We start from the raw sequence: 22,997 nt of genomic DNA, 5'->3' as shown, positions 1-22,997 counted from the left end.
TTTTTCGTGTGTGGGGGGGGGGGGTTTCCGGGTGTGGGTGGGGTTATCTCCTACCCCCCCCGTTTGTGGGGTGGGTGGGGTTTAAATTTGCGGGGGGGGGTTTTTTGGTGTGGGGGGGGGGGGTCGGAGCAACCTCGCCGACCCCACCCCGTCTCGCAGTCTCCGCTTCGCTTCGACTACTCGCCGACCCTCCCCTCGAGGGGGAGGGTTAGAGCCGCATTCTCAAATCGCCGCGGTAACAATGATCTCGACCAGATATTCCGGTCCGGCAAGTTTCGCTTCGCCCGTGGCGCGGGCCGGCGTGTTGCCCTGCGGCACCCATTTGTCCCATTCCGCGTTCATCTCGGCAAAGGTGCTCATGTCGGCCAGCCAGATGATCGCCTGCAGGATCTTGGTTTTGTCGGTGCCGGCCTTGGCCAGCAATTCGTCGATCGCCGCCAGAATGTCCCTGGTCTGGGCACCGACGTTTCCGCCCGGCTTGCCGACCTGACCGGCCAGATAGACGGTGTTGCCGTGGATGACGATCTGGCTCATGCGTGGGCCTACATCGATGCGACGAATGCTCATTGGATATTCCTTCTCCTCTTGTCAGCTGCGCCTGTTTAGGGGCCGAGTTCGCCGGGAGCAAGGCCGCTCGAGCGGAACTTCTTGAGCCAAGCCAAAGCACACAACATGACGGCCCGGCCGCAATTCCGCCCGATTGGCTTGTTGACTAATGTAATAACATCACATATCGAATCCGCCCCTGCAGCACCGATCGTCGCCCCATGGATCGTCACATGAGCCAAACCTGCCTGACCTTCCGCGACCTGACGCTGGGCTACAACAGCCACCCTGCGGTCCACCACCTCAATGGTACGATCCGCAAGGGATCGCTGACGGCGGTCGTCGGCGCCAACGGCTCCGGCAAGTCGACGCTGATGAAGGGCATCGTCGGCGTTCTGAAGCCGATGGCGGGCGCGGTGATCCGGGCGCCCGGCGTGCGCGCCGCCTACCTTCCGCAGCAATCGGAGCTCGACCGCTCCTTTCCGGCCCGTGTCGTCGACCTGGTTTCACTTGGCCTGTGGCCGCGACGCGGCATGCTCGGCCGTTATACAAGGGAAGATCGCGACTCGGTCAGCGAGGCGCTGATGGCCGTCGGCCTCGGCGGCTTCGAGAAGCGCCCGATCGACACGTTGTCGGGCGGCCAGCTGCAGCGCACGCTGTTTGCCCGCGTGCTGTTGCAGGATGCCGAGCTCATCCTGCTCGACGAGCCGTTCAACGCCGTCGATGCCAAGACGGTCGGTGACCTGATCGCGCTGATCAAGCGCTGGCACGGCGAGGAACGCACGATCATGGTTGTGGTCCACGATCTCGATCTGGTGCGGCAGAATTTCCCCGAAACACTGCTGCTGGCGCGCCAGCCGATCGCCTGGGGAGAGACCAGGGAGACGCTGCGGCCGGAGAATTTGTTGCGCGCGCGCCGCTTCCACGAGGCCTGGGAGGACAACGCGCCATGGTGTGAGCCCGGCGAGCATGATCACCAGCACAGTGGCCACGAACACGGCCATGACCATGACCATCATCACGGCCCCGGGCCGAGGGCGGCGTGATGGACGTGCTCTACGGTCTGTTCGTCGCTCCGTTCGCCGACTACGCCTTCATGCAGCGGGCGCTCGCCGGTTCGATGATGCTGTCGCTCGGCGCCTGCCCAGTCGGCGTGTTCCTGATGCTGCGGCGCATGAGCCTGTCCGGCGACGCCATGGCGCATGCCATCCTGCCGGGTGCTGCCGCCGGCTTCCTGTTCTATGGCCTGGAAATCCTGCCGATGACTATCGGCGGACTGATCGCCGGCATCATCGTGGCGCTCGGCGCCGGCGCCGTCTCGCGCTTCACCATCCAGCGCGAGGATGCCTCGATGGCGGCCTTCTATCTGATTTCACTGGCCATCGGCGTGCTTATGGTGTCGATCCGCGGTTCCAGCGTCGATCTCATGCATGTGCTGTTCGGCACCGTATTGGCGCTCAACAACGAGGCGCTGACGCTGATCGGCGGCATCGTCGTGGTGACGCTGGCCAGCCTCGCCATCTTCTGGCGGGCGCTGGTCGCGGAATGCCTCGACCCTTTGTTCCTGCGCTCGGTCAGCCGGATGGGCAGCCCGGTGCATTTCATCTTTCTCGGCCTCGTCGTGCTCAATCTCGTGGGTGGTTTCCAGGCGCTCGGCACCTTGCTGTCGGTCGGGCTGATGATGCTGCCGGCGGCGGCGGCCCGCTTTTGGACGTCGCGCGTCGAGCCGATGTGCGTGTTGGCCACAGTGATCGGCTTTGCCTCCTGCATTGCCGGGCTGCTGTTGTCCTACCATGCGTCACTGCCCTCCGGCCCGGCCATCATCCTGTCCGCCGGCGTCGTCTATTTCGCCTCGATCCTGTTCGGCACGCGCGGCATACTGCGCGCCCGCATCGTCCATCACCGCCACAGAACTGCCTGATCCCAACAAGGAGAAAGTGTCCATGCTGAAATCGATCCGCACCGCGTTGGGTGTGAGCGTTATAACATTAACCGCCCTTGGCGCTTCGTCGGCCTTTGCTGAGCCGTTGAAAGTGGTCGCCAGCTTCACGATCATCGCCGATTTCGCCAAGAATGTCGGCGGCGACCGCATCGATCTGACCACCATCGTCGGGCCGGACGGCGACGCCCACGTCTACGAGCCGAGCCCCGCCGATGCGGTGGCCATGGCCAAGGCCGACATCGTGCTGGTCAACGGCCTGCATTTCGAAGGTTTTCTGCAGCGCCTGGTCGACGCCAGCGCCACCAAAGCTTCGATTGCCGTGCTGACCAAGGGGGTCACGCCGATCAATTTCAAACCCGAATTCGCCGAGGCCGACGCCGCCGAAGGCGCGGAAACCGATGGCGGCAAGACGGTCACCGATCCGCACGCCTTCCAGTCGATCGCCAACGCCAAGATCTATGTGAAGAACATCGCCGACGCCTTTTGCACGGCCGACGCTGCGGGTTGCGACAGCTACAAGGCCAATGCAGCCGCCTATACGCAAAAGCTCGATACGCTCGAGGGCGAAGTGCAGGCGGCGATCCAGTCGATCCCGCAAGAGAAGCGCGTCGTCATCACCTCGCATGACGCCTTCGGCTATTTCGAGAAGGCCTACGGCTTGACCTTCCTGGCCCCGGAAGGCGTGTCGACCGAGTCGGAGCCTTCCGCTGCTGACGTCGCCAAGCTGGTCAGCCAGGTGAAGCAGGACAAGGCGGCGGCGATCTTCGTCGAGAACATCACCAACCCGCGGCTGATCGAGCAGATCGCCAGCGAGACCGGCATCAAGGTGGGCGGCACGCTCTATTCCGATGCGCTGTCGCAGCCCGATGGCCCGGCCGCGACCTATATCGACCTGATGCACAACAACATCGCCCAGATCAAAGGCGCGATCCTCGGCAGCTAAGCGATCGACCTCGTTCATCCAGCCGGCTGGCGTATGGCGCATCCAAGCACACGCGGCGCTGTCCGGCTGGATTTCCGGCATCGAAATCTCTATCTGCGCGGATGGATTTCTTTTCGCGCGGATTGCCGACCGGGTCAGGGAGTGGCAAGACTGCCGCTAACCAGATTGCGAGGACACCGCCATGGAATACCGACAGATCAGCGAGGACTATTCGGTCTCGGGCCAGATCCAGCCCGAGGACGTCGCGTCCATCAAGGCCGCCGGCTTCAAGAGCGTGATCTGCAACCGGCCGGACGATGAGCAGCCCGGCCAGCCATCGGCCGACACCGTCAAGGCGGCGGTCGAGGGCGCCGGGCTCGCCTTCCGCTACATCCCTGTCATCAGCGGCCAGATCACGGCCGAGAATGTCGAGGACCAGGCTGAGGCGCTGGAGGAACTCGAAGGCCCGGTCTTCGCCTACTGCCGTTCCGGCGCCCGCTGCACCAATCTTTATGGGCTGATCCAGCAGTCGAAGGGGTGAACGTTCGCGCCCCTCAGATCGGTAGCGCGCCGGTTTCCTTTAGTGTCTCCAGCACGATCGCCGTCTTCACGTGCTGCACGGATTCGTGCGGCAGCAGCACGCTGTTGACGAATTCCGACAGCGACTTCAGGTCGGGCGTCACCACTTTCAATATATAGTCCATCTCGCCCGTCAGCGCGTGCGCTTCCTGCACTTGCGGCAGTCGCGCCACCAATTCGCCGAAACGCCGCGCATTGTCCCGGTTATGGGTGGCGAGCGTCACCGAGATGACGTTCACAAGGGAAAAACCGAGCTTGTCGCGGTCGAGCACCGCCCGGTAGCCCTTGATGTAGCCGTCCTCCTCCAGCCGCTGGCGACGCCGCGAGCATTGCGACGCCGACAGGTTCACCCGTTCCGACAGATCGTTGTTGGTCAGCCGTGCATCGCCCTGCAGCAGAGCCATTATCTTGCGGTCAAACTGGTCGATGCGCGCCTCATCCATGAATTTCGGCTCCGCAGTGCACAACTCGCGCATAATCAGACCATTTTAAGCGTGTGAATGCAAGCAATTTGCGCTCGCTCCGCGCTATGATTGCGCTCAGATATGGCCGACGCGGCCAATGCCAGATTTCAGGCCAGATTTCGGAGCAATGCCATGGGTCCCTTCCCGCACGACGCACCGCCCGCCAAGATCAGCAAGACCAATCCCGCCGGCACCGACGGCTTCGAATTCGTCGAATTCGCGCATGCCGAGCCAGAAAAGCTCGCCGAACTGTTCACCCGTATGGGCTATGTGCCGGTGGCCAAGCATCGCAGCAAGAACATCACCGTCTGGCGGCAGGGCGACATCAATTATGTCGTCAATGCCGAGCCCGGCTCGCATGCCATGAAATTCGTCGACAAGCACGGCCCTTGCGCCGCCTCGATGGCGTGGCGGGTGGTCGATGCCAGGCATGCCTTCGACCATGCGGTAGCCAAGGGCGCGACGCCCTATGGAGGCAACGACAAGACGCTCGATGTGCCGGCGATCGTCGGTATCGGCGGATCGCTGCTCTATTTCATCGAAGCCTACGGCGAGAAGGGCTCGGCCTATGACGCCGAGTTCGACTGGCTGGGCGAGCGCGACCCTAGGCCGGAAGGCGTCGGCTTCTACTATCTCGACCACCTGACCCACAATGTCTATCGCGGCAACATGGACAAATGGTGGGATTTCTACCGCGACCTGTTCGGTTTCAAGCAGATCCATTTCTTCGACATCGACGGCAAGATCACCGGCCTGGTCAGCCGCGCCATCACCTCGCCCTGCGGCAAGATCCGCATCCCGCTCAACGAGTCCAAGGACGAGACAAGCCAGATCGCCGAATATCTGAAGAAGTACAATGGCGAAGGGATCCAGCACATCGCCGTCGGTACCGATAACATTTACGACGCCACCGACAGGCTGGCCGAAAACGGCCTGAAGTTCATGCCAGGCCCGCCGGAGACCTATTACGATATGTCCTTTGCCCGCGTAAACGGCCACGAAGAGCCTATCGAGCGGATGAAGAGGCACGGCATCCTGATCGACGGCGAAGGCGTGGTCGACGGCGGCACGACCAAGATCCTGCTGCAGATTTTTTCCAAGACAGTGATCGGCCCGATCTTCTTCGAGTTCATCCAGAGGAAGGGCGACGAAGGTTTTGGCGAGGGCAATTTCCGCGCTTTATTCGAGTCGATCGAGCAGGACCAGATCAAGCGCGGCGTGCTGAAGGTGGACGGCAAGGCAGCGTAGCCAGTTCGGCCGAGGCGCCTTGTGATTTGATCAATTATGACCTAAATTATGGTCATAAAGGATCGAGTCATGAATGTTTCTATTGCCGAAGCCAAGGCCAAATTGTCGGAACTCGTCAGCCGCGCGGAAGCCGGCGAGGAGATCGTGCTCACACGCCACGGCAAGGTGGCGGCGCGTATCGTAGCTCCGGCAGTGGCCGAACCCCTGCCGCGGATAGGCGCGTTGAAGGGCAAGATCTGGATTGCGGACGATTTTGATGAACTCGGTCCCGAGTGGGATGAGTACGTGAAATGACGGTCGGCCCGTTTCTCGCCGACACACACATCATCCTCTGGTCGATTTCGGACGATCGCCGTCTCAGCGAGCACCACCGCGTTATTCTGGCTTCGGAAGCGGTGGTGTTCGCGAGCGCGGCAAGCGTCTGGGAAATTGCCATCAAACGTTCGATCAGAAAACTTAATGCGCCGGACGATCTGCCAACGCTGCTTCCAAGGATGCAATTTCAGCCGCTCGCCGTAACCTTCCAGCACGCGAACGCCGTCGGCGGCCTACCCCACCACCATGGTGATCCGTTCGACAGGCTTCTGATTGCGCAGGCGCAAGTGGAGAACCTCACCATCCTGACATCCAACCCGTATTTCGCCCGTTACGATGTGGCTTTGGCATGATTATCCAAGCAGTTGGTCTCGCAAGCCCAGCCGCTCAACCTCCGCTTTCCTGAGTTTCAGATCATAATCGAGGAAGAACTCGTCGAGTTGCGGCGGTTTCACCGAGGTGCCGGACAGCATCGCGTGCACCTGGCCGCGATGATGGATGTCGTGGATGAAGAGATGGGCGAGCAAATCGCCGATCCGCTCCGGTATCATGCCGTCCTCGCGCCGGTCGGTGAGAACGCGGCGCTCGAGATCGTCCGCCGACAGGCGGTCGCAAAAGGCGATCAGCCGCCGGTCGGCCTCCGCCTGTGCAACAAAAAGCGCCTTGGCATCATTGAACGGCACAAAATCGTCATGGGCGGCGGCGCCGACGCCGCTCTCTTCGAGAAAATCGAGATAGAGGTGATCGACCGCCAGAATGTGGTTCAGCGTTGCCTTGATCGATGGGAAGAAGCTTATCCTTTCAGCTTCGAATTCGCCGGGCTCAAGCTGCAGCACGGCACGATAGAGCCGGTCGTTGGACCACAGATTGTTAGCTGCCATGCGGCGGAAATGGTTCAGCAGGTCCATGACTTCACGCCGCTGACCGGACCAAATACAAGCCCGCCCACATGGGCGCGAATCCGGCGATGACGATCAGCAGAAGCCGGATCATGTGCCGCCGCATGGCTTGCGTTTCCTGGTCCAGCGCGACATTCGTGTTGGTGACGGTGTGAAACATCATCGCCTTGCGCGGAAAGCCGCTGCGGTTGGTCAGGTAGGGCGAGCGAGCCTCGATGCGGTAGCTCAGTCTGATTGCCTGGATGAAGATCGCCAGCATGACAAGGGCCCAGACACCGCACAGCAGGTAGAATGTCTCGCCCGTCATTCTCTTGCCCCCTCGTATTTCTCGACCTTCTGCTCGATGGCACCGAAGATCGAATGCCCGCCCCTGTCCTTCATCTCGATGCGCACGGTATCGCCAAAGCGCAGGAAGGGCGTTTTCGGTTCGCCAGTCTCAATAGTCTCGATCATCCGCAACTCGGCGATACAGGAATAGCCGGCGCCGCCTGCCGAGACAGGCTTGCCCGGCCCGCCGTCGAGCTTGTTGGAGACGGTGCCCGAACCGACGATGGTGCCGGCGGCCAGCGGCCGCGTTTTTGCGGCGTGAACAATCAGCGCCGGAAAGTCGAAGGTCATGTCGATGCCGGCGTTCGCCCGGCCGAACGGTTTGCCGTTGAGATCGACCAGCAGCGGCAGGCTGACCTTGCCGCCGTCCCAGGCATCGCCCAGTTCCTCCGGCGTCACCGCAACCGGCGAAAAGGCCGATGACGGCTTCGACTGATAGAAGCCGAACCCCTTGGCGAGCTCGGGTCCGGTCAGGCCGCGCAGCGTCACATCGTTGAGCAGCATGACCAGGCGGATCGCTGCCCGCGCCTCTTCGAGGCTTGCGCCCACCGGCACATCGTCAACTATGACCGCGACCTCTCCTTCCATGTCGATGCCAAGGGTCTCGTCGGTCATGCGGATTGGGTCCCGCGGTGCGAGGAAAGCGTCCGAGCCGCCCTGGTAGATCAGCGGATCGGTCCAGAAGCTTGCCGGCATCTCGGCGCCGCGCGCCTTCCGCACCAGCTCGACATGGTTCACATAGGCCGAACCATCGGCCCATTGGTAGGCGCGCGGCAGCGGCGAATGGGCGTCATGCTCGTGAAAGCGGGCAGACGGCACCGCATTATTCTCCAGCGATTCGGCCATGGCAGCGAGATGCGGCGCGATCCGAAGCCAGTCGTCAAGCGCGGCCTGCAGCGTCCGCACCAGAAACGAAGCATCGGTGAACCGCGTCAAGTCGCGCGAGACGACGACAAGCCTTCCGTCGCGCGTCCCATCCTTCAAGGTGGCAAGCTTCATGCGGTTTCCTCTCCTGGCGCAGCTTTGGTGCTGCTTTGATTTTTTGTTCTACGCATGATCTCTTCCGAAAACCGGTTTCCACTTTTCGGGATCATGCTCCAGCCCCACAACAAGGCCGTCGCGTGCGATCGTCAAGTCGCCGGCCCATGTTTTCCTGACGGCGGCAATCCAGTCGGCCTCGTCGATCTCGAGATCGTCGGCGGGAATGAGATGGTTGAGGACCAGTCTTTTGACGCCTGCATCACTGGCGATGCGGCCCGCTTCCTCGGCAAAGCTGTGGCTGGCAAGCAGGTGTTCCCTCAGCCTTGCGCCGTTGCCGGTCTTCGCGACCAGCCGCTCGATACCCTCTTCCAGCATGGCCTCGTGGACCAGCACGTCGGCGCCTTGGGCGAAATCCGCCAATGGCGGAAAGAACGCCGTATCCGACGAGAAGACGATGCTTTGCCCCGCATGGTCGAAGCGCAGCGCAAAGCAGTCCGTCACCGGCGGGTGGTCGACGCGCAGCGCCGATATTTTGAGACCGCGCTCTTCCGCCACCTGGCCTTCACCAAACTCGACGATCGAGACCAGGTCGCGGAGATCCGGCCTGCCTTCATCGGCGATGCGGATCTCGATGTCGAACTCCATCGCCTGGCAAAAGCGCTGCCAATAGTAGCCGGTGCCGGGCGGGCCGAATACGGTGACCTTTGTTGCCAGGCCGGCCGTCCATGCAGTGTGGATCAACGGTCCGAGTTCCAGCACATGGTCGGAATGCAAATGCGTGATGAAGATCAGTTCGAGCGCCTGAAGGCTGATGCCGGCACCGGTCAGCCCGCGCGTTACGCCCAGCCCGCAATCGACGACGATGGTGCGGCCGCCAATCTCCAGCAGTGACGAACTCGGCCACGGCCCGCCCGGCCGCAGCGCGGGACCACCCTTCGAGCCAAGAAGCACCAGACGATCCGTCACGCGACGGCGCTCAAGACCAGTCGCCCTCGGGCGTGCCGTTGAAGCGCTTCTTCAGGCCGGCCCAGCAGTCGATGTAATTGTCCTGCCGGGTTTCGAGCTCGGCGCCATAGCGGGTCACCATCTGCGGAAAGCGTGTCTCGAACATGAAGGCCATGGTGTTGTCGAGCTTGACCGGTTTCAGCTCCGCGCGCGAGGCTTTTTCGAAGCCAGATGCATCGGGTCCGTGAGCCAGCATCATGTTGTGCAGACTGATGCCGCCGGGCACGAAGCCCTCTTCCTTGGCATCGTACTGACCATGTATGAGGCCCATGAACTCGCTCATGATGTTGCGGTGATACCAGGGCGGCCGGAAAGTGTTTTCCGCCACAAGCCAGCGCGGCGGGAAGATGACGAAATCGATATTGGCGGTGCCTTCCTCGCCGCTCGGCGCGGTCAGCACGGTGAAGATCGACGGATCGGGGTGGTCGAACAGGATTGCGCCGACCGGCGAGAAGGTCGCAAGATCATATTTGTAGGGCGAATAATTGCCGTGCCACGCCACGACATCCAGCGGCGAATGGTCGATCTCGGTGACATGGAACTGGCCACACCATTTCGCGATCAGCCGGCACGGTGTCTCCTTGTCCTCGAACCAAGCACAGGGCGTCTTGAAATCGCGCGGATTGGCCAGGCAATTGGCGCCGATGGGGCCACGATCCGGCAGCGTCAGCTTGGCGCCGTAATTCTCGCAGACATAGCCGCGCACTTCGGCATCCACCAGTTCGACCTTGAACACCAGACCACGCGGCAGCACGGCGATCTCGCCCGGCCTGAGTTCGATGACCCCCATCTCGGTGACGAAGCGCAAGGCTCCAACCTGCGGCACGACCAGCAACTCGCCGTCGGCGTTGAAGAAATGATCGTCGACCATCGAGCGGTTGGCGACGTAGACGTGTGCCGCCATGCCGGTCTGGCCGAGCACGTCGCCGGCGGTGGTGATCGAGCGCATGCCGGCAATGAAATCGGTCGGCTCCTTGGGCATCGGCACCGGGCTCCAGCGATACTGGCCGAGTGCGAGCTGGTGGTCGCCGACGTTCGGCGCGCTTTTCCAAAGCGGATAATTCGCCGCTTTGAAGCGACCGGTGTGCCTCACGCTCGGCCTTATCCGATAAAGCCAGGAGCGCTCATTGGTGCCGCGCGGCGCGGTGAAAGGAGAGCCCGAAAGCTGCTCGGCATAGAGGCCGTAGGCCGGCCGCTGCGGCGAGTTTCGCCCTTGCGGCAGCGAGCCCGGCAAAGTCTCGGTTTCGAAGTCATTGCCGAAACCCGGCATGTAGGAGTAGGCCATGGAACCCTCCCGAATTCATGGTCTCGGAGCATCGTTTGCGCATCCGCAAAGATGCTCCGGGTTGACCATACCGGTTTCATTTGTAACCATTGAAAATGTAACCATCAACGGTGATTTCGCCATGAGCCGCCAGCATCCCCAGTCAGGGCCAACCATGGAAATCCTTGAGCTGGAATCCTTCCTGCCTTACCGGCTCTATCGGCTTGCCGATGCCGTCAGCCGCGAATTCTCAAGGATATACAAGGACCGTCACGGACTGACCCGGCCCGAATGGCGCACGCTGGCCGGGCTTGGACAGCACGGCACGATGACGGCGACGGCGCTCGGCGAGCAATCGGCCATGCACAAGACCAAGGTTTCGCGCGCGGTCGCCGAGCTCGAACGGCGCCGCTGGCTCAGCCGGACGCCTGACGAAAAAGACCGCCGTGTCGAGCATCTGGCGCTGACCAAGGCTGGCGTTGCCGCCTATCGCGAGATGGTGCCGCTGGCGAAGGAGTTCGAACGGGAATTGCTGGCAAGATTGAGCCCCGCCGAGCGTGTGGCCATTGTCGGCGGAGTGGCAGCACTGGAGGCGGCATTGGGGAAAAGCTAGGTTCCTGCCAGAATTACAGGCACCTTGGCGGAACAGCTTTCAGTTCGCACCGTGTTCCTTCGGGCCTTCACCAGTCCATGACCACCTTGCCGGAATTGCCACTCTTCATCGCTTCGAAGCCGAAAATATAGTCGTCGATGCCGATGCGGTGGGTGATCAGGCCGCTGACATTGAGAGGACCCTGCACCAGCGCAATCATCTTGTACCAGGTCTCGAACATCTCGCGGCCGTAGATGCCCTTCAGATGCAGCATCTTGAAGATGACCTTGTTCCAGTCGATCTCGAAGCCGGTCGGCGCGATGCCGAGAATGGCGATCTTGCCGCCATTGTTCATGGTATCGATCATGTCGCGGAATGCCGGTGCGGCACCGGACATTTCAAGACCGACGTCAAAACCCTCGGTCATGCCGAGCGCCGGCATGATATCGCGCAGCTTTTCTTTCGAGGCGTCAACGACATGCTGGACGCCGAGCTTTTTTGCCAGTGCCAGGCGCACCGGGTTGATGTCGGTGATGACCACTTTTCGCGCGCCGACGCATTGCGCCACCAATGCGCCCATGATGCCGATCGGCCCGGCGCCGGTGACCAGCACGTCCTCGCCGACGAGGTCGAAAGATAGTGCGGTGTGAACCGCATTGCCCAGGGGATCGAAGATCGCGGCGATCTCGTCCGGCACGTCGTCGGGGATCGGCACGACATTATGCTGCGGGATAGCCAGATATTCGCCGAAGGCGCCGGGGCGATTGACGCCGACGCCGAGCGTGTTGCGGCAAAGATGCCCCCTGCCCGCCCGGCAGTTGCGGCAATGGCCGCAGACGATGTGACCCTCGCCCGAAACGCGCTGGCCGACTTTGTATTCGGTCACCGCCGCGCCGAAATCGGCGACCGTACCAACGAATTCATGCCCGGTCACCATCGGCACCGGCACGGTCTTTTGCGCCCACTGGTCCCAATTGTAGATGTGGACGTCGGTGCCGCAGATCGCCGTCTTCCGGACCTTGATCAGCACGTCGTTGGGGCCGATCTCCGGCACCGGCACCTCTTCCATCCAGATGCCCGGCTCGGCCTTGGCTTTGACGAGGGCCTTCATCATGTTCGACATTCTGCAGTCCCTTGAAGGTCTTGATCCGGAATCGCTTTTCGACTGCCGGTCATTCAGGAAATCACGCCGAGCTCGCGACCGACTGCGGCGAACGCCTCAATCGCACGGTCAATGTCGGCGCTGGAATGGGCGGCCGACATCTGCGTGCGGATGCGCGCCTGGCCTTTCGGCACCACCGGGAAGGAGAAGCCGATGACATAGATGCCGCGCTTCAGCATGCGCGCCGCCATCTCCTGCGCCAGCGTCGCGTCGCCCAGCATCACCGGGATGATCGGATGGTCGGCGCCGGCCAGTGTAAAGCCGAGCCTGCCCATCTCGGAGCGAAACCGCGCTGCGTTGGCATATAGGTGCTGACGCAACGCATCGCCATTGCGGATCATCTCGAACACCCGGATCGAAGCGCCGGCGATCGCCGGCATCAGCGTGTTGGAAAACAGATAGGGGCGCGAGCGCTGGCGCAGCCAGTCGACCACCTGCTTCTTGCCCGACGTGTAGCCGCCCGACGCGCCGCCCAACGCCTTGCCGAGCGTGCCGGTGATGATGTCCACCCTGCCCTCGACGCCACAATGTTCGGCCGAGCCACGGCCATTCCTGCCGACGAAACCAACTGCATGGCTGTCGTCGACCATGACCATTGCGTCATATTTGTCGGCGAGGTCGCAGACGCCCTTCAGATTGGCGATGATGCCATCCATAGAGAACACGCCGTCGGTGGCGATCAGCCGGAACCGACAGTCGCGCGCCTCTTTCAACCGCGCTTCGAGATCGGCCATGTCGTTGTTGGCGTAGCGGAAGCGCTTTGCCTTCGACAGCCGTACCCCGTCGATGATCGAGGCGTGGTTCAGCGCATCGGAGATGACCGCATCCTCCTCGGCGAGCAGCGTCTCAAACAGGCCGCCATTGGCGTCGAAGCAGGAGCCGTAGAGGATGGTGTCCTCCATGCCGAGGAAGTCAGAAATGGTCGCCTCGAGCTGCTTGTGTTCTTCCTGCGTGCCGCAGATGAAGCGCACCGACGCCATACCGTAGCCGTAGCGGTCGAGCGCCTGCTTGGCCGCCTCGCGCAGTTCGGCGCTGTCGGCGAGGCCGAGATAATTATTGGCGCAGAAATTCAGCACCTTCTCGCCGCCCACCTCGATCTCGGCCGATTGGGTCGAGGTTATCACCCGCTCGGATTTATAGAGGCCTGCCGATTTCAGCCCTTCAAGCTCGCTTTCGATGTGGGAGAGGAATGCTGCGGTCATGATCAGGCCCTGTTGAGATCGATGAGGACTGTCGCGCCGCGCGGACGAAAAATCCATCGTAAAAGCGACCGCTTCGGTGGCGGCAATGGCACGGCAGAGGCCACGATGTTCAAATGCGGAGGTGCTGCGAAAGATTGCAATAACCACTTTGCGGGTTTCCCGCCACGGTCGCCGCTGTCGGCCTGTTGCCGTCCCAAACCTTTAACACTTTGAAGCCAAAGGTTGTCGCACAAGAATTCGTTGGCGAGAGGGCCGCATCAGAAAATGTCGCAGCAGCCGGCGCACGCCGTTTCAGGCAGGCTCATACTCCTGATCAAGTCCGGCTACTGGCTGGCTCTGCTGATCATCGCCGCCATGGTCGTGGCCTCCTTCATCCTGCTGCAACAGGTGATGGCGACCCAACGGCACAATCAGGCGCTGCTCGATATCGTCAGCACACAAAAAGCCCTGTCGCAGCGCATCGTCTTCCTTGCCGGCGCGACAGGCAGCGCGCAGCGCGATCAACAGCGCGCCCTGGTTACCGCGCTTAAGCAAGCGACGGTGGAGTTCGAGAAGAATTACGATCTGTTGCTCGAGCGGACCGCCGCCGATCCGGCGTCGCCGGCAAGGTTCGATCCCAAATCGATCGAGAGCGTGCTTTTCGCCAAGCCGTTCCATCTCGACTATTTCTCGGTCGGGCTTATCGCCAACGGCGAACGCCTGATTTCGTCATTCGAATCGCGGCTCAACATGGCCGGCAATGGTGGCTACAAAGGTGGAGAGGAGCGCGTCAACCTGAACGCTTCCGTTGCCAACGCAACATTGTCGGGCTATGCAGCACTTGGCCAGCGCATCAGCGCCTTTGCAGACCAGCGATCCGAAACACTTCTCGAGCTTAACCGCACATTGTTCTACTCGACCATCGGCGTCATCGTGCTGGTGGCGCTTTTCATTTTCAGGCCGATGTCGAACGCCATCCTGCGCAGGACGCGTGAGCTGGTCGATGCGCGCAATTCCATGGCCTTTATTGCCGTGCATGACGGGCTGACCGGCCTGCACAACCGCACCTTCCTGACCGAGCATTTCGATACGTTGATCAATGCCGCGCAGCGACGGCGTGAACGAGTTGCCGTGGTGCAGTTCGATCTCGACCGGTTCAAGCAGATCAACGACACGTTCGGCCACGCCGCCGGCGATTATGTGCTGGTGGCGGCTGCGCAACGCATGCGTGATTCGTGCCGTACGTCGGATCTCAACGTGCGTCTCGGCGGCGATGAATTCGTCATGATTCTCAACGGCGCCGGCAGCACCGAGGACATCGATACCGTCGCCAGGCGCATCCTGACCAAGCTCAACAAGCCGATCGTCTTTCGAGGCACGACGATCCATCCGGGCGTAAGTGCGGGGATTGCGGTCTATCCTGTCGACGCCGACAATGCGCAGGATCTGCTCGTCCATGCCGATCTGGCGCTGTATTCAGCCAAGAAGCAGGGCGGCGGCAGTTTGTCGTTCTTCTCCGATGAGCTGAGGCGCGAACTCGATTATCGCAAGCAGCTCGAGCTGGATATCAGGACCGCCATCTCGGAGAAGGCGTTCGAGGTCTATTTCCAGCCGCAGGTGTCGCTGTCGGACGGCGCCATCAGTGGCATCGAGGCTCTGGTTCGCTGGAGACATGCCGAGCGCGGCATGATCGCGCCGGGCGAGTTCATTCCGGTCGCGGAAAAATGTGGCCTGATGCCCGAGATCGGCCGCATCGTCATTGCCAAGGCGATCAACGAAGCAGCCGAATGGAACCGCGCAGGCATCGGCTTCGGCCGGATCGCCGTCAACGTGTCCGGTTCGGAGCTGCGCGAGACAGATTTCGAACTCTTCCTGTTCGGGACGCTGGAAAGGACCGGCCTGCCCACGCACAAACTATCGCTGGAGATCGTCGAATCGGTCATTCTCGACGACGAGAAGACCGGTATCGCGGCAAAGCTGCGGCACATCCGCGCCGCCGGCATCCATCTTGAGCTCGATGATTTCGGCACCGGCTACGCATCGCTCAGCCATGTCAATCCAAACGAGATCGACCGGCTGAAGATCGACCGCCGCTTCGTCCAGAACATCAACGAGAACAGCGGCAACACAAAGATCGTGCGTGCCCTCACCGAGCTCGCCCGCGGTCTCGGCATCTCGATCGTTGCCGAGGGCGCCGAAACCGAAGCCGAGCTCGACTCGCTGATGGCGATCGGCTGCGACCAGGTGCAAGGATATTCCATCGCTTTCCCGATGCCGCCGGAAAGGGTGCGTGAATGGCTGGTGGCACGGACGCCGAAAAAGGCCAGGCTGACAGTGCTGCAGGGCAGCCGGGCGTAGATCCGTCATGGTTCGGCCTTGCGAACCGACCTGATGGGCCGAGGCGGAAGGTCATCCTCATCACCGGGAAATGCTGCCAGCAATTGTCCAAAGCTGGGCACACGCGCCAGTTTTTCATAGTCTGGAACGACAGAATGGCCGCCTGCTTGCGGCCACGCCGGGTGATGACGGCCGGTTCTCCCGCGATGACCTGATCGAGCACCGCCGAGAGTTTAGCCCTGGCATCCTTCAGCGAAATTTCGCGCATGGCGTCTTCCTAGCCTAATTTCTAGCTCTCGACATTGGCCCGCAGCGCAGCCAGCACCTGTGCAAACTCCGCCAGCCTGTCGTCGGACAGCCCTTTCCGCAGCCGTTTGTCGAAGGCTAACGCGGCCGTGCGCAATTTCAGGAACAACGCCTCTCCGGCCTGGGTCAGCTCCACCTGGTGAACCCGGCGGTTCTCGGGATCGCGGCGGCGCATCAGCAGGCCTTGCGTCTCCATGGCGTTGAGATGGTGGGTCAGCGTTGCGCCCCGAATGCCGATCATGCCGGCGAGCTCGCGTTGGTTGGCCAGCTCCCGCGACTTGACCGACAGCAAAGTGACCCAGACCGGCAGCGTGCCGCCGGCTTCGACCAAGGCAGCGTCGAAAGCCTGCGCGACCAGCTTGGCGGTGCGGGCGAGATTCATCCCGATCGGCGGGCGGTCAAAGGGCGTCATGATCCGACACTAGAACAAGGGCAAAGCCGATGGAACCGGCTCGAGCTTATGCGTTGACATCTAATCATTTGATATCTATCAATATGCCTAGCGGTGGGCAAGAGAGGAAATGCGGTCATGCAATATGTCTACATCATCGTCCTCGGCCTTCACGTCATGGCGGGTGTGTTCTGGGCCGGCACCACCATCGCGGTTGCCCGCGAACCGGAGATCAGGGCGGAACGTTTCTTCCGGCCGCAAATGGGCGCGGCCGGCGTGGTTTTCGTCACGGGTTTGCTGCTGTGGTATTTCTTCCACAACGGCTCTTTCGGCTCGATGGAAAAAGTCCTGGCGCTCGGCATCTTGACTGCCTTGATTGCCGCCGGGGTTCAGGGCGCACTGGTGGGTTCCGCCAGCAGGCAGTTGGCCGGCGCTGATGCGGCGAAGCAAACCCAGTTGCGCGCCAAGATGACAAAAGGCGAACGCATCGCCGGCGGCCTGCTGGTCATCACCGTGTTCTGCATGGCCACCGCCAGGATGTTTTGAACGTCCTGCCGCAATCGCAAGATCGTACGGTGCACGGCGATGGCCGGCGGCGTGCGCGGCGCGCAGCCCGGACCAAAGTACCGTGGTGGCTCTCCGTACGGAGGTTCGGCTGCGCGCCACCAATCAATCCAAAATATTCCTCAGATCCGCAAGCCGAACCTGATGCCGTCATAGATTGCGGCATGGATGTTACGCGAGGCAACTGCGTCGCCGATGCGGAAGAGCACGAAGCCACTTTGCGGATTGCGCACGGCGAAGATGTCGCCGCCATTGACCAGTTTTTCGTAATCGATCGCGCCGGCGTTCTTCGACAGCGGCTTCAGCGCCAGATAGAGATCGTCGAGCGGCAGCGTGCCATGCTCGACCACCACCTGGTCGACCCGCCGCTCGCCGCGCCAGCCATCGGCGAAGTCGGAGGCGAGCTCGGCGATCAGCTGGTTGCCCTCGCGCCGCACAGAACGCAGCCGTGTGTTGATGGTCACCGTGACACCCTTTTCCTGAAAGGCGCGCATGTAGGGCACATGGTTCATCCCGCCCATTTCCGGGGCGAAGAAGCGCTCCGGTGAGACCAGCTCCAGCCTGGCGCCGCTATTGGCGATCAGTTCGGCAGCACCCATGCCCTGATGGCCGCCATTGTCGTCATAGAGCAGCACGTTCTCGGCCGGCTTGACGCTGCCGGCCATGATGTCCCAGCTCGAAGTGACGAGATCGTCGCCCGCCGTCAGAGGCGGGTTCTGCGGCAGCCCGCCGGTGGCGATCACCACCACGTCGGGCGACAGCGCCAGCACGTCGTCCTTCTCCGCCCAGGTATCGTAGCGGATCTCGACACCGAGCCGGTCGAGTTCGGCCAGACGCCAGTCGATGATGCCGATCAATTCCTTGCGGCGCGGGTTTTGCGTTGCCAGCCGCACCTGGCCGCCGGCCTGGCTCGATGCTTCCAGCACCGTCACCTGGTGCCCACGTTCGGCGGCGACGCGCGCCGCCTCCAGTCCGCCGGCGCCGGCGCCGACGACGACCACCTTCCGCTTCGGTCCCTCGGTTTTCGGAATAGTATGCGGTATCGACGCCTCGCGGCCCGTCGCCGCATTGTGGATGCACAGTGCCTCACCGCCCTCATAGATGCGGTCGAGGCAATAGGTGGCGCCGACGCAAGGGCGGATCTCGTGCTCGCGGCCCTCCATCACTTTTTTGACGATATGCGGGTCGGCAATGTGGGCACGCGTCATGCCGACCATGTCGAGCTTGCCAGTGGCGATGGCGTGGCGCGCGGTGGCGACGTCGGAAATCCGCGCCGCATGGAAGGTCGGGAATTTCGTCGCCGCTCTCACCTCCCCTGCGAAGTCGAGGTGTGGTGACGAGCGCATGCCGGTCACCGGGATGACCTTGGTCAGCGCGGCATCGGTCTCGATCGAACCACGGATGATGTTGAGGAAATCGACCTTGCCGGATCCGGCCAGCCGCCTGGCGATTTCGACGCCCTCCTGTTTCGACAGGCCTTTCTCGAAATCCTCGTCGGCGACCATGCGGATGCCGACGACGAATTTTTGGCCGACCGCCGCCCGCACCGCGTCGAGCACCATGCCGGTGAAGCGCAGCCGGTTGTCAAGCGAGCCGCCGAAATCATCGTCGCGCTGGTTGGTGGCCGGCGACCAGAAGCCGTCCATCAGGTGGCCGTAGGCCTCGAATTCGATGCCATCGAGGCCGGCAGCCTGGCAGCGCTGGGCGGCAGCGGCATAGTCGGCGACGATGCGCTCGATGTCCCAGTCCTCGATAGTCTTGGGAAAGGCGCGATGGGCCGGTTCGCGAACCGGCGAAGCCGACAGGACCGGCAGCCAGTCGGCCTTGTTCCAACCGGTGCGGCGGCCGAGATGGGTGATCTGTATCATCACCTTGCAATCGTGCTCGTGGCAGGCGTCGGTCAGCTCGGCGAGCCACGGCACGATGCGGTCGTCATAGACATGCAGATTGCCAAAAGCGGCCGGGCTGTCGCGCGAGACGATCGCCGAACCGGCGGTCATGGTCAGCGCCATGCCGCCCTTGGCCTTTTCGGCATGGTAGAGCCGGTACCGCTCTTTCGGCATGCCGTCCTCTGAATAGGCCGGCTCATGGCTGGTCGACATCACCCGGTTCTTCAGCGTCAGATGCTTGAGCTGATAGGGCTGGAGGAGCGGGTCGTTGCTAGTCATCGTCTTCCTGCTGTTTCAAATTGTGCTAATGAGCGGCAAATTTTTGTTTTTACGCATGTCGCTGTCCCAAAATCGCTGCGCAGTTTTGGGCGACATGCAGCAAGGAACCTGCTCATGACCGATACGAAAAACCTCACCCAGCTCGGCACCAACGTCGAGGCGCCACAGAGCCCTGAAGCGGCAGTCCTGGAAACCGTGCCGTTTTCGCGCGGCGACGGCCCGCCGGCCATCGTTCGCTTCACCTGCCCGGAATTCACGTCGCTCTGCCCGGTCACCGGCCAGCCGGACTTCGCCCATATCGTCATCGACTACGCACCCGATGCGCTGCTGGTGGAATCGAAGTCGCTCAAGCTGTTCATGACCTCGTTTCGCAACCATGGCGCCTTCCACGAAGAATGCACCGTCATGATCGGCCGCCGCATCATCGCCACGACCAAGCCATTGTGGTTGCGCGTCGGCGGCTACTGGTATCCGCGCGGCGGCATTCCGATCGACGTGTTCTGGCAAACCGGCGCGCCGCCGGAAGGTGTGTGGCTGCCCGACACCGGCGTCGCCCCCTATCGTGGACGCGGCTAATCGGACGGAGCGGCTCATCTGATCCCGGTCCGGCACAGGTTGGTCTCCAGGAAAGGCATCACCGCGTCGCGGTACCGCTGTTGGTCATAGCGATAGAGATCGACATGCCGCGCGCCGTCGAACCACACCAGCTTTGCGTGAGCGCCCGCCGCATCTTTCAACGCCAGTGTCTGGCTGCGAGCGACAAACGGATCCGAATTGCCTGCTAGCAGCAAGATCGGCCGATCAATCGTGCCGATGCGATCGACCGGCCTGACATCCTCTACCCCGAAGCCAAGGCGGAGCTGCATCTGCGCCAAGAGGACGGTCGCCTGTACGTCGCGTAACATAGGCAAGGGCGCTCGCAACGCCGTGGTTTCCAGCAAAGTCGCGTAGAGCTGCTCCAGGACATAGGCATCGGCATGCTCCTGCTGAGCGCCAAACACAAAAGCAGCCGCACCGAGCGACGAACCGATGGCCGCCACCTTGCGACCAGCGAAGCGTTGCCGCGCAAAGGCGAGGATGCGACTGGCGTCCTGCCGTTCGATGTAACCAAAGCCTCTGATATCGCCGCCGCTTTCGCCATGTCCCGACAGATCGAACAGCACGATCGAGTAGCCGCTTTCGAAAAGCAGCTTCGCTCTTGGAACCATGGCCAGCTTGTTTGAACCGCGTCCGTGTAACAGCACGATTGTTCCGCAACTGTCCTGCCGATCCGCCACCCAACCGGCAAGGTCGGGCGCGCCCTCCTGCTTCAGAACGCTGCGCTCCACCGGTAACCCCACAGGCAGCGTGAAGCTTTGCCGAGGCACGCGGGCCACCGCGCGGCTTCCTGCCTCCCAGCTGACAGCGCAGGCCAGGACGCAAACCGCCGCGAATAAAGCAACCACGACAGGACCTCTTCTCATCGATCGGTCACGTGCACTTCGCATCAGTTGAGCGGCAGCCGCCGGTAGCGGCTGGGATTGTTCGGGTCGCTGAAATGGCCCATCGGCCCGTGTTCGGCGAAGTGGCCCGCCCAGCGCTTCATCGAAGCCGGATCGAGTTCGACGCCCAGGCCATGCCCCTCCGGCACGCGCACCGTATTGCCGGTCTGCCGGAATGGGCCGTCCTTGATGACATCGCCGATCTGCCAGCGAAACAGCGACTGCGATGCTTCGGTGATCCACGGTGTCGCCGCCACGACGTGCAAATAAGCCGATGTCATGATGCCGAGATCGTTCGAATAGCACCAGAACCCCTTGCCCATCGCCTCACAGGCGGCGATGAATTTCAGAGTTTTCGACAATCCGCCGAGTGCTGCGAAATTGCAGACGAAGTAATCCGGCGCACCGAGCGCGACTGCCCGCCTGAGATCCGGGATGTGCGTGGAGAACGGAATGCGCGAATGCTGGCGCAGCGCCGCCATCTCCTCGAAGGTCGCGACCGGATCCTCGTAATTGCGGATGTTGAACGGCTCGATCTCGCGCAGCACCCAGCGCGCTGTGGTTAGCGACCACTGCATGTTGGAATCGAGTTTGATCTGCGCCTTGTCGCCAAGCGCCTCGCGCAGCATGCGCACTGTCCTGATCTCGAGCTCGGGATCGCCCATGATCAGCTTGCCCTCGAAGATCGTCGAGCCGTGCTGTTCTCGCATGCCGAGACAGTAGTCGACGATCGCTTCGGCGGTCATCTCGCCGCCGGCTCCGCCTTGAGCGGGGCGAAAGGCGAAATATTCCGAAAACGGAATGTCCTTGCGCACCGCGCCGCCGAGCAGCTTATAGAGCGGCATACCGAAGACCTTGCCTCTTATATCCCACAGCGCCAGGTCGACGGCGCCGAACGCCACCGTGGCTGCGTTCTCGCCGGTGTTGGCGGTGATCTGCCAGGGCGGCACACAGCGCGCCTCGCAGTCGGCGATGTCGAGCGGATCGGCGCCAATCAGCGCCGGCGCGATCTCGGCCTTGATCACCTCGCCGAAATGCCACCATGGCGCCTCGCCCAGTCCGACCACGCCTTCGTCCGTCTCGACCTCGATGATCGATTTCGAGGCGCCGCCGTAGAGACCAGCCGTCCACCAGAACGGAGCATCGAGCGGGACGTTGACGTGGGTGACGCGGATGTTGGTGATCTTCATCGGTTCCGTTCTCACTCACACTGGTATTGGCTTAGCGCCCATTCGCCGGTCACCGAGAGAAGGTCCGATATCTTCCAGTCGCCGTCGACTTTCCTGAATTTCCACTCCAGCCGGTGCGGGTTGCCGGCGACGACGAAGGCGACGACGACCTTGGCCTCGTCGCCCTTGATCGCTTCGATGGTCTTCAGGCTTTTGTCGATCTCCGCCTTGTCGTATTCGGAATTGTCGAGCGCCATGTTGGGATCGAGGCATTCGCCCTGCCCCGACTTCCGCAGCGCGTCGCTCTTGTCGAGCACCGACTTTGCCGGGTCGGTGAAATGGCCCCGCTGAGCCGGATCGACCTCGAGCCCGGCATGCTCGTAGAACGGCTTCACCACCGCGGTCGGCGAGCCCGGCTGCACGGGTGCGGCCGGCGCGTTTTCTGCCGGCGGCAAAACTGCCTTCGGCGGTGCCGCACTGTCGGCCGGCGCGTTTGCGGGCGGCGCGCCGAACAGGCCCTGAGCGGCGGCGCTGCTCAATCCGGCCAGCAGGCACGCAGTCGCCAAAAGCCAGGGATGACAGCGGAGCACGGCATCACTCCGGCGACTGCCCGGCCAGGCATTCGAGCGCACTCAGCGTCCACCCGCTGGTCTTCGAGGTGATGTCGGCGACCTTCCACTGGCCGTCGATCTTCTTCAACGACCAGACCATTTCGCGTTTGGAATCATCCCCTTCCGGAAAAAGGTTGAAGGTCGCCGTCACCTCGGCGCTGTCGCCATCCAGCGTTTCGGCCAGCGTCAGCGTCTTGGCCACGGTCTTCTCGTCATAGTCCTGCGCATCGAGACCAGGGGCGAAGTCGATGCAGGGAACTTCATCCGGATGGTTCTTTGCCGCATTGTCGTTCAGTTCGAACAGTTTCGTCACCGGTGCGGTGAAGCGGTCGCGATATTGCGCATCGGCCTCGAATTTGACCGACGGGACATAAAAGAACTTCACGGCATTGGCAGCAGGGCCGGCAAACGCGGCCGCCGGCAAGGCCATCGAAAGCGCGGCAACAAAAAGTGGCAGTTTCATGCGTGTCCCCGATTGTTCACTGACGGAAGCTATCAGTACCACGCATCTTGCCCGTCAGCTTTCTTGCGGTCCATGAAATC

26 protein-coding genes and 1 pseudogene are annotated in these 22,997 nt (G+C 62.2%); 11 read left to right on the top strand and 16 right to left on the bottom strand.

Annotated elements, in window-relative coordinates:
- Positions 1-222 precede the first annotated feature (222 nt).
- Entirely contained in the window at positions 223-567 is a 345-nt protein-coding gene (locus NKH83_RS06685; RefSeq protein ID WP_023674415.1) for a RidA family protein, read from the bottom strand.
- Between the two features lie 212 nt (positions 568-779).
- Between NKH83_RS06685 and aztA the strand changes: the two genes are divergently transcribed.
- From aztA to NKH83_RS06665, 4 genes are all read left to right on the top strand, one after another.
- Positions 780-1,592, top strand: a complete 813-nt coding sequence (aztA, locus tag NKH83_RS06680) for a zinc ABC transporter ATP-binding protein AztA (protein ID WP_352802726.1) — start codon at positions 780-782, stop codon at positions 1,590-1,592.
- Positions 1,592-2,467 carry a zinc ABC transporter permease AztB gene (aztB, locus tag NKH83_RS06675; protein WP_254817491.1) on the top strand — a complete coding sequence of 292 codons (876 nt, stop codon included), beginning with the start codon at positions 1,592-1,594 and terminating at the stop codon, positions 2,465-2,467. The genes aztA and aztB overlap by 1 nt, the downstream gene beginning before the upstream one ends.
- Positions 2,468-2,489: 22 nt before the next feature.
- Complete coding sequence (gene aztC, locus NKH83_RS06670) at positions 2,490-3,431, top strand: zinc ABC transporter substrate-binding protein AztC (RefSeq protein ID WP_352802722.1); 942 nt, start codon at positions 2,490-2,492, stop codon at positions 3,429-3,431.
- A 181-nt stretch (positions 3,432-3,612) separates the two neighbouring features.
- On the top strand, positions 3,613-3,951 hold the full coding sequence (locus NKH83_RS06665; protein WP_352802720.1) for a protein tyrosine phosphatase family protein: 339 nt from the start codon (positions 3,613-3,615) through the stop codon (positions 3,949-3,951).
- A gap of 13 nt (positions 3,952-3,964) precedes the next feature.
- Here the strand turns inward: NKH83_RS06665 and NKH83_RS06660 are convergent, their stop codons facing one another.
- Entirely contained in the window at positions 3,965-4,432 is a 468-nt protein-coding gene (locus tag NKH83_RS06660; RefSeq protein WP_254817488.1) for an Lrp/AsnC family transcriptional regulator, read from the bottom strand.
- 153 nt (positions 4,433-4,585) lie between these two features.
- Here NKH83_RS06660 and hppD point away from each other — a divergent pair, with 153 nt between their 5' ends.
- The 3 genes from hppD (at position 4,586) to NKH83_RS06645 (ending at position 6,369) form a co-directional block, all read left to right on the top strand.
- Positions 4,586-5,701 carry a 4-hydroxyphenylpyruvate dioxygenase gene (hppD, locus tag NKH83_RS06655; protein ID WP_352802718.1) on the top strand — a complete coding sequence of 372 codons (1,116 nt, stop codon included), beginning with the start codon at positions 4,586-4,588 and terminating at the stop codon, positions 5,699-5,701.
- A gap of 69 nt (positions 5,702-5,770) precedes the next feature.
- Positions 5,771-5,995, top strand: a complete 225-nt coding sequence (locus NKH83_RS06650) for a type II toxin-antitoxin system Phd/YefM family antitoxin (RefSeq protein ID WP_254817725.1) — start codon at positions 5,771-5,773, stop codon at positions 5,993-5,995.
- The gene (locus NKH83_RS06645) at positions 5,992-6,369 is read left to right on the top strand and encodes a type II toxin-antitoxin system VapC family toxin (protein WP_352802715.1); all 378 of its coding nucleotides are present in this window, start codon (positions 5,992-5,994) and stop codon (positions 6,367-6,369) included. Before NKH83_RS06650 ends, NKH83_RS06645 begins: the two co-directional genes overlap by 4 nt.
- Here NKH83_RS06645 and NKH83_RS06640 read toward each other — a convergent pair whose 3' ends face one another.
- From NKH83_RS06640 to hmgA, 5 genes are read right to left on the bottom strand one after another with little or no spacing between them, the layout of a single operon-like run.
- Positions 6,370-6,924 (bottom strand): DinB family protein, encoded by a 555-nt coding sequence (locus tag NKH83_RS06640; protein WP_352802712.1) that lies wholly within the window; start codon positions 6,922-6,924, stop codon positions 6,370-6,372.
- A 4-nt stretch (positions 6,925-6,928) separates the two neighbouring features.
- Entirely contained in the window at positions 6,929-7,222 is a 294-nt protein-coding gene (locus NKH83_RS06635) for a hypothetical protein (protein ID WP_352802709.1), read from the bottom strand.
- Entirely contained in the window at positions 7,219-8,241 is a 1,023-nt protein-coding gene (locus tag NKH83_RS06630; protein WP_352802706.1) for a fumarylacetoacetate hydrolase family protein, read from the bottom strand. Before NKH83_RS06630 ends, NKH83_RS06635 begins: the two co-directional genes overlap by 4 nt.
- Positions 8,242-8,289: 48 nt before the next feature.
- The gene (locus NKH83_RS06625; RefSeq protein ID WP_352802703.1) at positions 8,290-9,189 is read right to left on the bottom strand and encodes an MBL fold metallo-hydrolase; all 900 of its coding nucleotides are present in this window, start codon (positions 9,187-9,189) and stop codon (positions 8,290-8,292) included.
- A 10-nt stretch (positions 9,190-9,199) separates the two neighbouring features.
- The gene (hmgA, locus tag NKH83_RS06620) at positions 9,200-10,513 is read right to left on the bottom strand and encodes a homogentisate 1,2-dioxygenase (RefSeq protein ID WP_352509591.1); all 1,314 of its coding nucleotides are present in this window, start codon (positions 10,511-10,513) and stop codon (positions 9,200-9,202) included.
- A 154-nt stretch (positions 10,514-10,667) separates the two neighbouring features.
- Here hmgA and NKH83_RS06615 point away from each other — a divergent pair, with 154 nt between their 5' ends.
- Entirely contained in the window at positions 10,668-11,105 is a 438-nt protein-coding gene (locus NKH83_RS06615; RefSeq protein WP_352802663.1) for a MarR family winged helix-turn-helix transcriptional regulator, read from the top strand.
- A gap of 67 nt (positions 11,106-11,172) precedes the next feature.
- On the opposite strand, the gene tdh is transcribed toward NKH83_RS06615, so the two are convergent.
- Together tdh and NKH83_RS06605 are read right to left on the bottom strand one after the other, a co-directional pair.
- Positions 11,173-12,207, bottom strand: a complete 1,035-nt coding sequence (tdh, locus tag NKH83_RS06610) for an L-threonine 3-dehydrogenase (RefSeq protein WP_352802699.1) — start codon at positions 12,205-12,207, stop codon at positions 11,173-11,175.
- A gap of 53 nt (positions 12,208-12,260) precedes the next feature.
- Entirely contained in the window at positions 12,261-13,448 is a 1,188-nt protein-coding gene (locus tag NKH83_RS06605) for a glycine C-acetyltransferase (RefSeq protein WP_352802696.1), read from the bottom strand.
- Positions 13,449-13,712: 264 nt separating this feature from the next.
- Here NKH83_RS06605 and NKH83_RS06600 point away from each other — a divergent pair, with 264 nt between their 5' ends.
- Positions 13,713-15,785: a putative bifunctional diguanylate cyclase/phosphodiesterase gene (locus tag NKH83_RS06600; protein ID WP_352802694.1), complete on the top strand. Its 2,073-nt coding sequence runs from the start codon at positions 13,713-13,715 to the stop codon at positions 15,783-15,785.
- A 5-nt stretch (positions 15,786-15,790) separates the two neighbouring features.
- Here the strand turns inward: NKH83_RS06600 and NKH83_RS06595 are convergent.
- Both NKH83_RS06595 and NKH83_RS06590 read right to left on the bottom strand, forming a co-directional pair.
- A pseudogene (locus NKH83_RS06595) lies at positions 15,791-16,032 on the bottom strand (type II toxin-antitoxin system Phd/YefM family antitoxin).
- Positions 16,033-16,053: 21 nt separating this feature from the next.
- Positions 16,054-16,482 (bottom strand): MarR family winged helix-turn-helix transcriptional regulator, encoded by a 429-nt coding sequence (locus NKH83_RS06590; RefSeq protein ID WP_352650328.1) that lies wholly within the window; start codon positions 16,480-16,482, stop codon positions 16,054-16,056.
- 117 nt (positions 16,483-16,599) lie between these two features.
- Here NKH83_RS06590 and NKH83_RS06585 point away from each other — a divergent pair, with 117 nt between their 5' ends.
- The gene (locus NKH83_RS06585) at positions 16,600-17,007 is read left to right on the top strand and encodes a hypothetical protein (RefSeq protein ID WP_352802690.1); all 408 of its coding nucleotides are present in this window, start codon (positions 16,600-16,602) and stop codon (positions 17,005-17,007) included.
- 140 nt (positions 17,008-17,147) lie between these two features.
- Here the strand turns inward: NKH83_RS06585 and NKH83_RS06580 are convergent, their stop codons facing one another.
- Positions 17,148-19,193, bottom strand: coding sequence for an oxidoreductase (locus NKH83_RS06580; RefSeq protein ID WP_352802687.1), 2,046 nt, complete (start codon positions 19,191-19,193; stop codon positions 17,148-17,150).
- Positions 19,194-19,307: 114 nt separating this feature from the next.
- Between NKH83_RS06580 and queF the strand changes: the two genes are divergently transcribed.
- Positions 19,308-19,769, top strand: coding sequence for a preQ(1) synthase (gene queF, locus NKH83_RS06575; protein ID WP_352802684.1), 462 nt, complete (start codon positions 19,308-19,310; stop codon positions 19,767-19,769).
- 14 nt (positions 19,770-19,783) lie between these two features.
- Here queF and NKH83_RS06570 read toward each other — a convergent pair whose 3' ends face one another.
- The 4 genes from NKH83_RS06570 to NKH83_RS06555 all read right to left on the bottom strand — a co-directional run bounded on the left by NKH83_RS06570 (position 19,784) and on the right by NKH83_RS06555 (position 22,917).
- Entirely contained in the window at positions 19,784-20,470 is a 687-nt protein-coding gene (locus NKH83_RS06570; protein WP_352802681.1) for an alpha/beta hydrolase, read from the bottom strand.
- Between the two features lie 209 nt (positions 20,471-20,679).
- Positions 20,680-21,864 carry a mandelate racemase/muconate lactonizing enzyme family protein gene (locus tag NKH83_RS06565; RefSeq protein ID WP_352690799.1) on the bottom strand — a complete coding sequence of 395 codons (1,185 nt, stop codon included), beginning with the start codon at positions 21,862-21,864 and terminating at the stop codon, positions 20,680-20,682.
- An 11-nt stretch (positions 21,865-21,875) separates the two neighbouring features.
- Complete coding sequence (locus NKH83_RS06560) at positions 21,876-22,433, bottom strand: hypothetical protein (RefSeq protein ID WP_352479947.1); 558 nt, start codon at positions 22,431-22,433, stop codon at positions 21,876-21,878.
- 4 nt (positions 22,434-22,437) lie between these two features.
- The gene (locus NKH83_RS06555; protein ID WP_352509574.1) at positions 22,438-22,917 is read right to left on the bottom strand and encodes a DUF3828 domain-containing protein; all 480 of its coding nucleotides are present in this window, start codon (positions 22,915-22,917) and stop codon (positions 22,438-22,440) included.
- Positions 22,918-22,997: the final 80 nt, after the last annotated feature.

Origin of the sequence: Mesorhizobium sp. M0909 (assembly GCF_040319515.1) — a bacterium.
In the GTDB taxonomy this organism is placed as follows: Bacteria; Pseudomonadota; Alphaproteobacteria; order Rhizobiales; family Rhizobiaceae; genus Mesorhizobium.
This window is presented reverse-complemented; position numbering and strand designations above follow the sequence as displayed.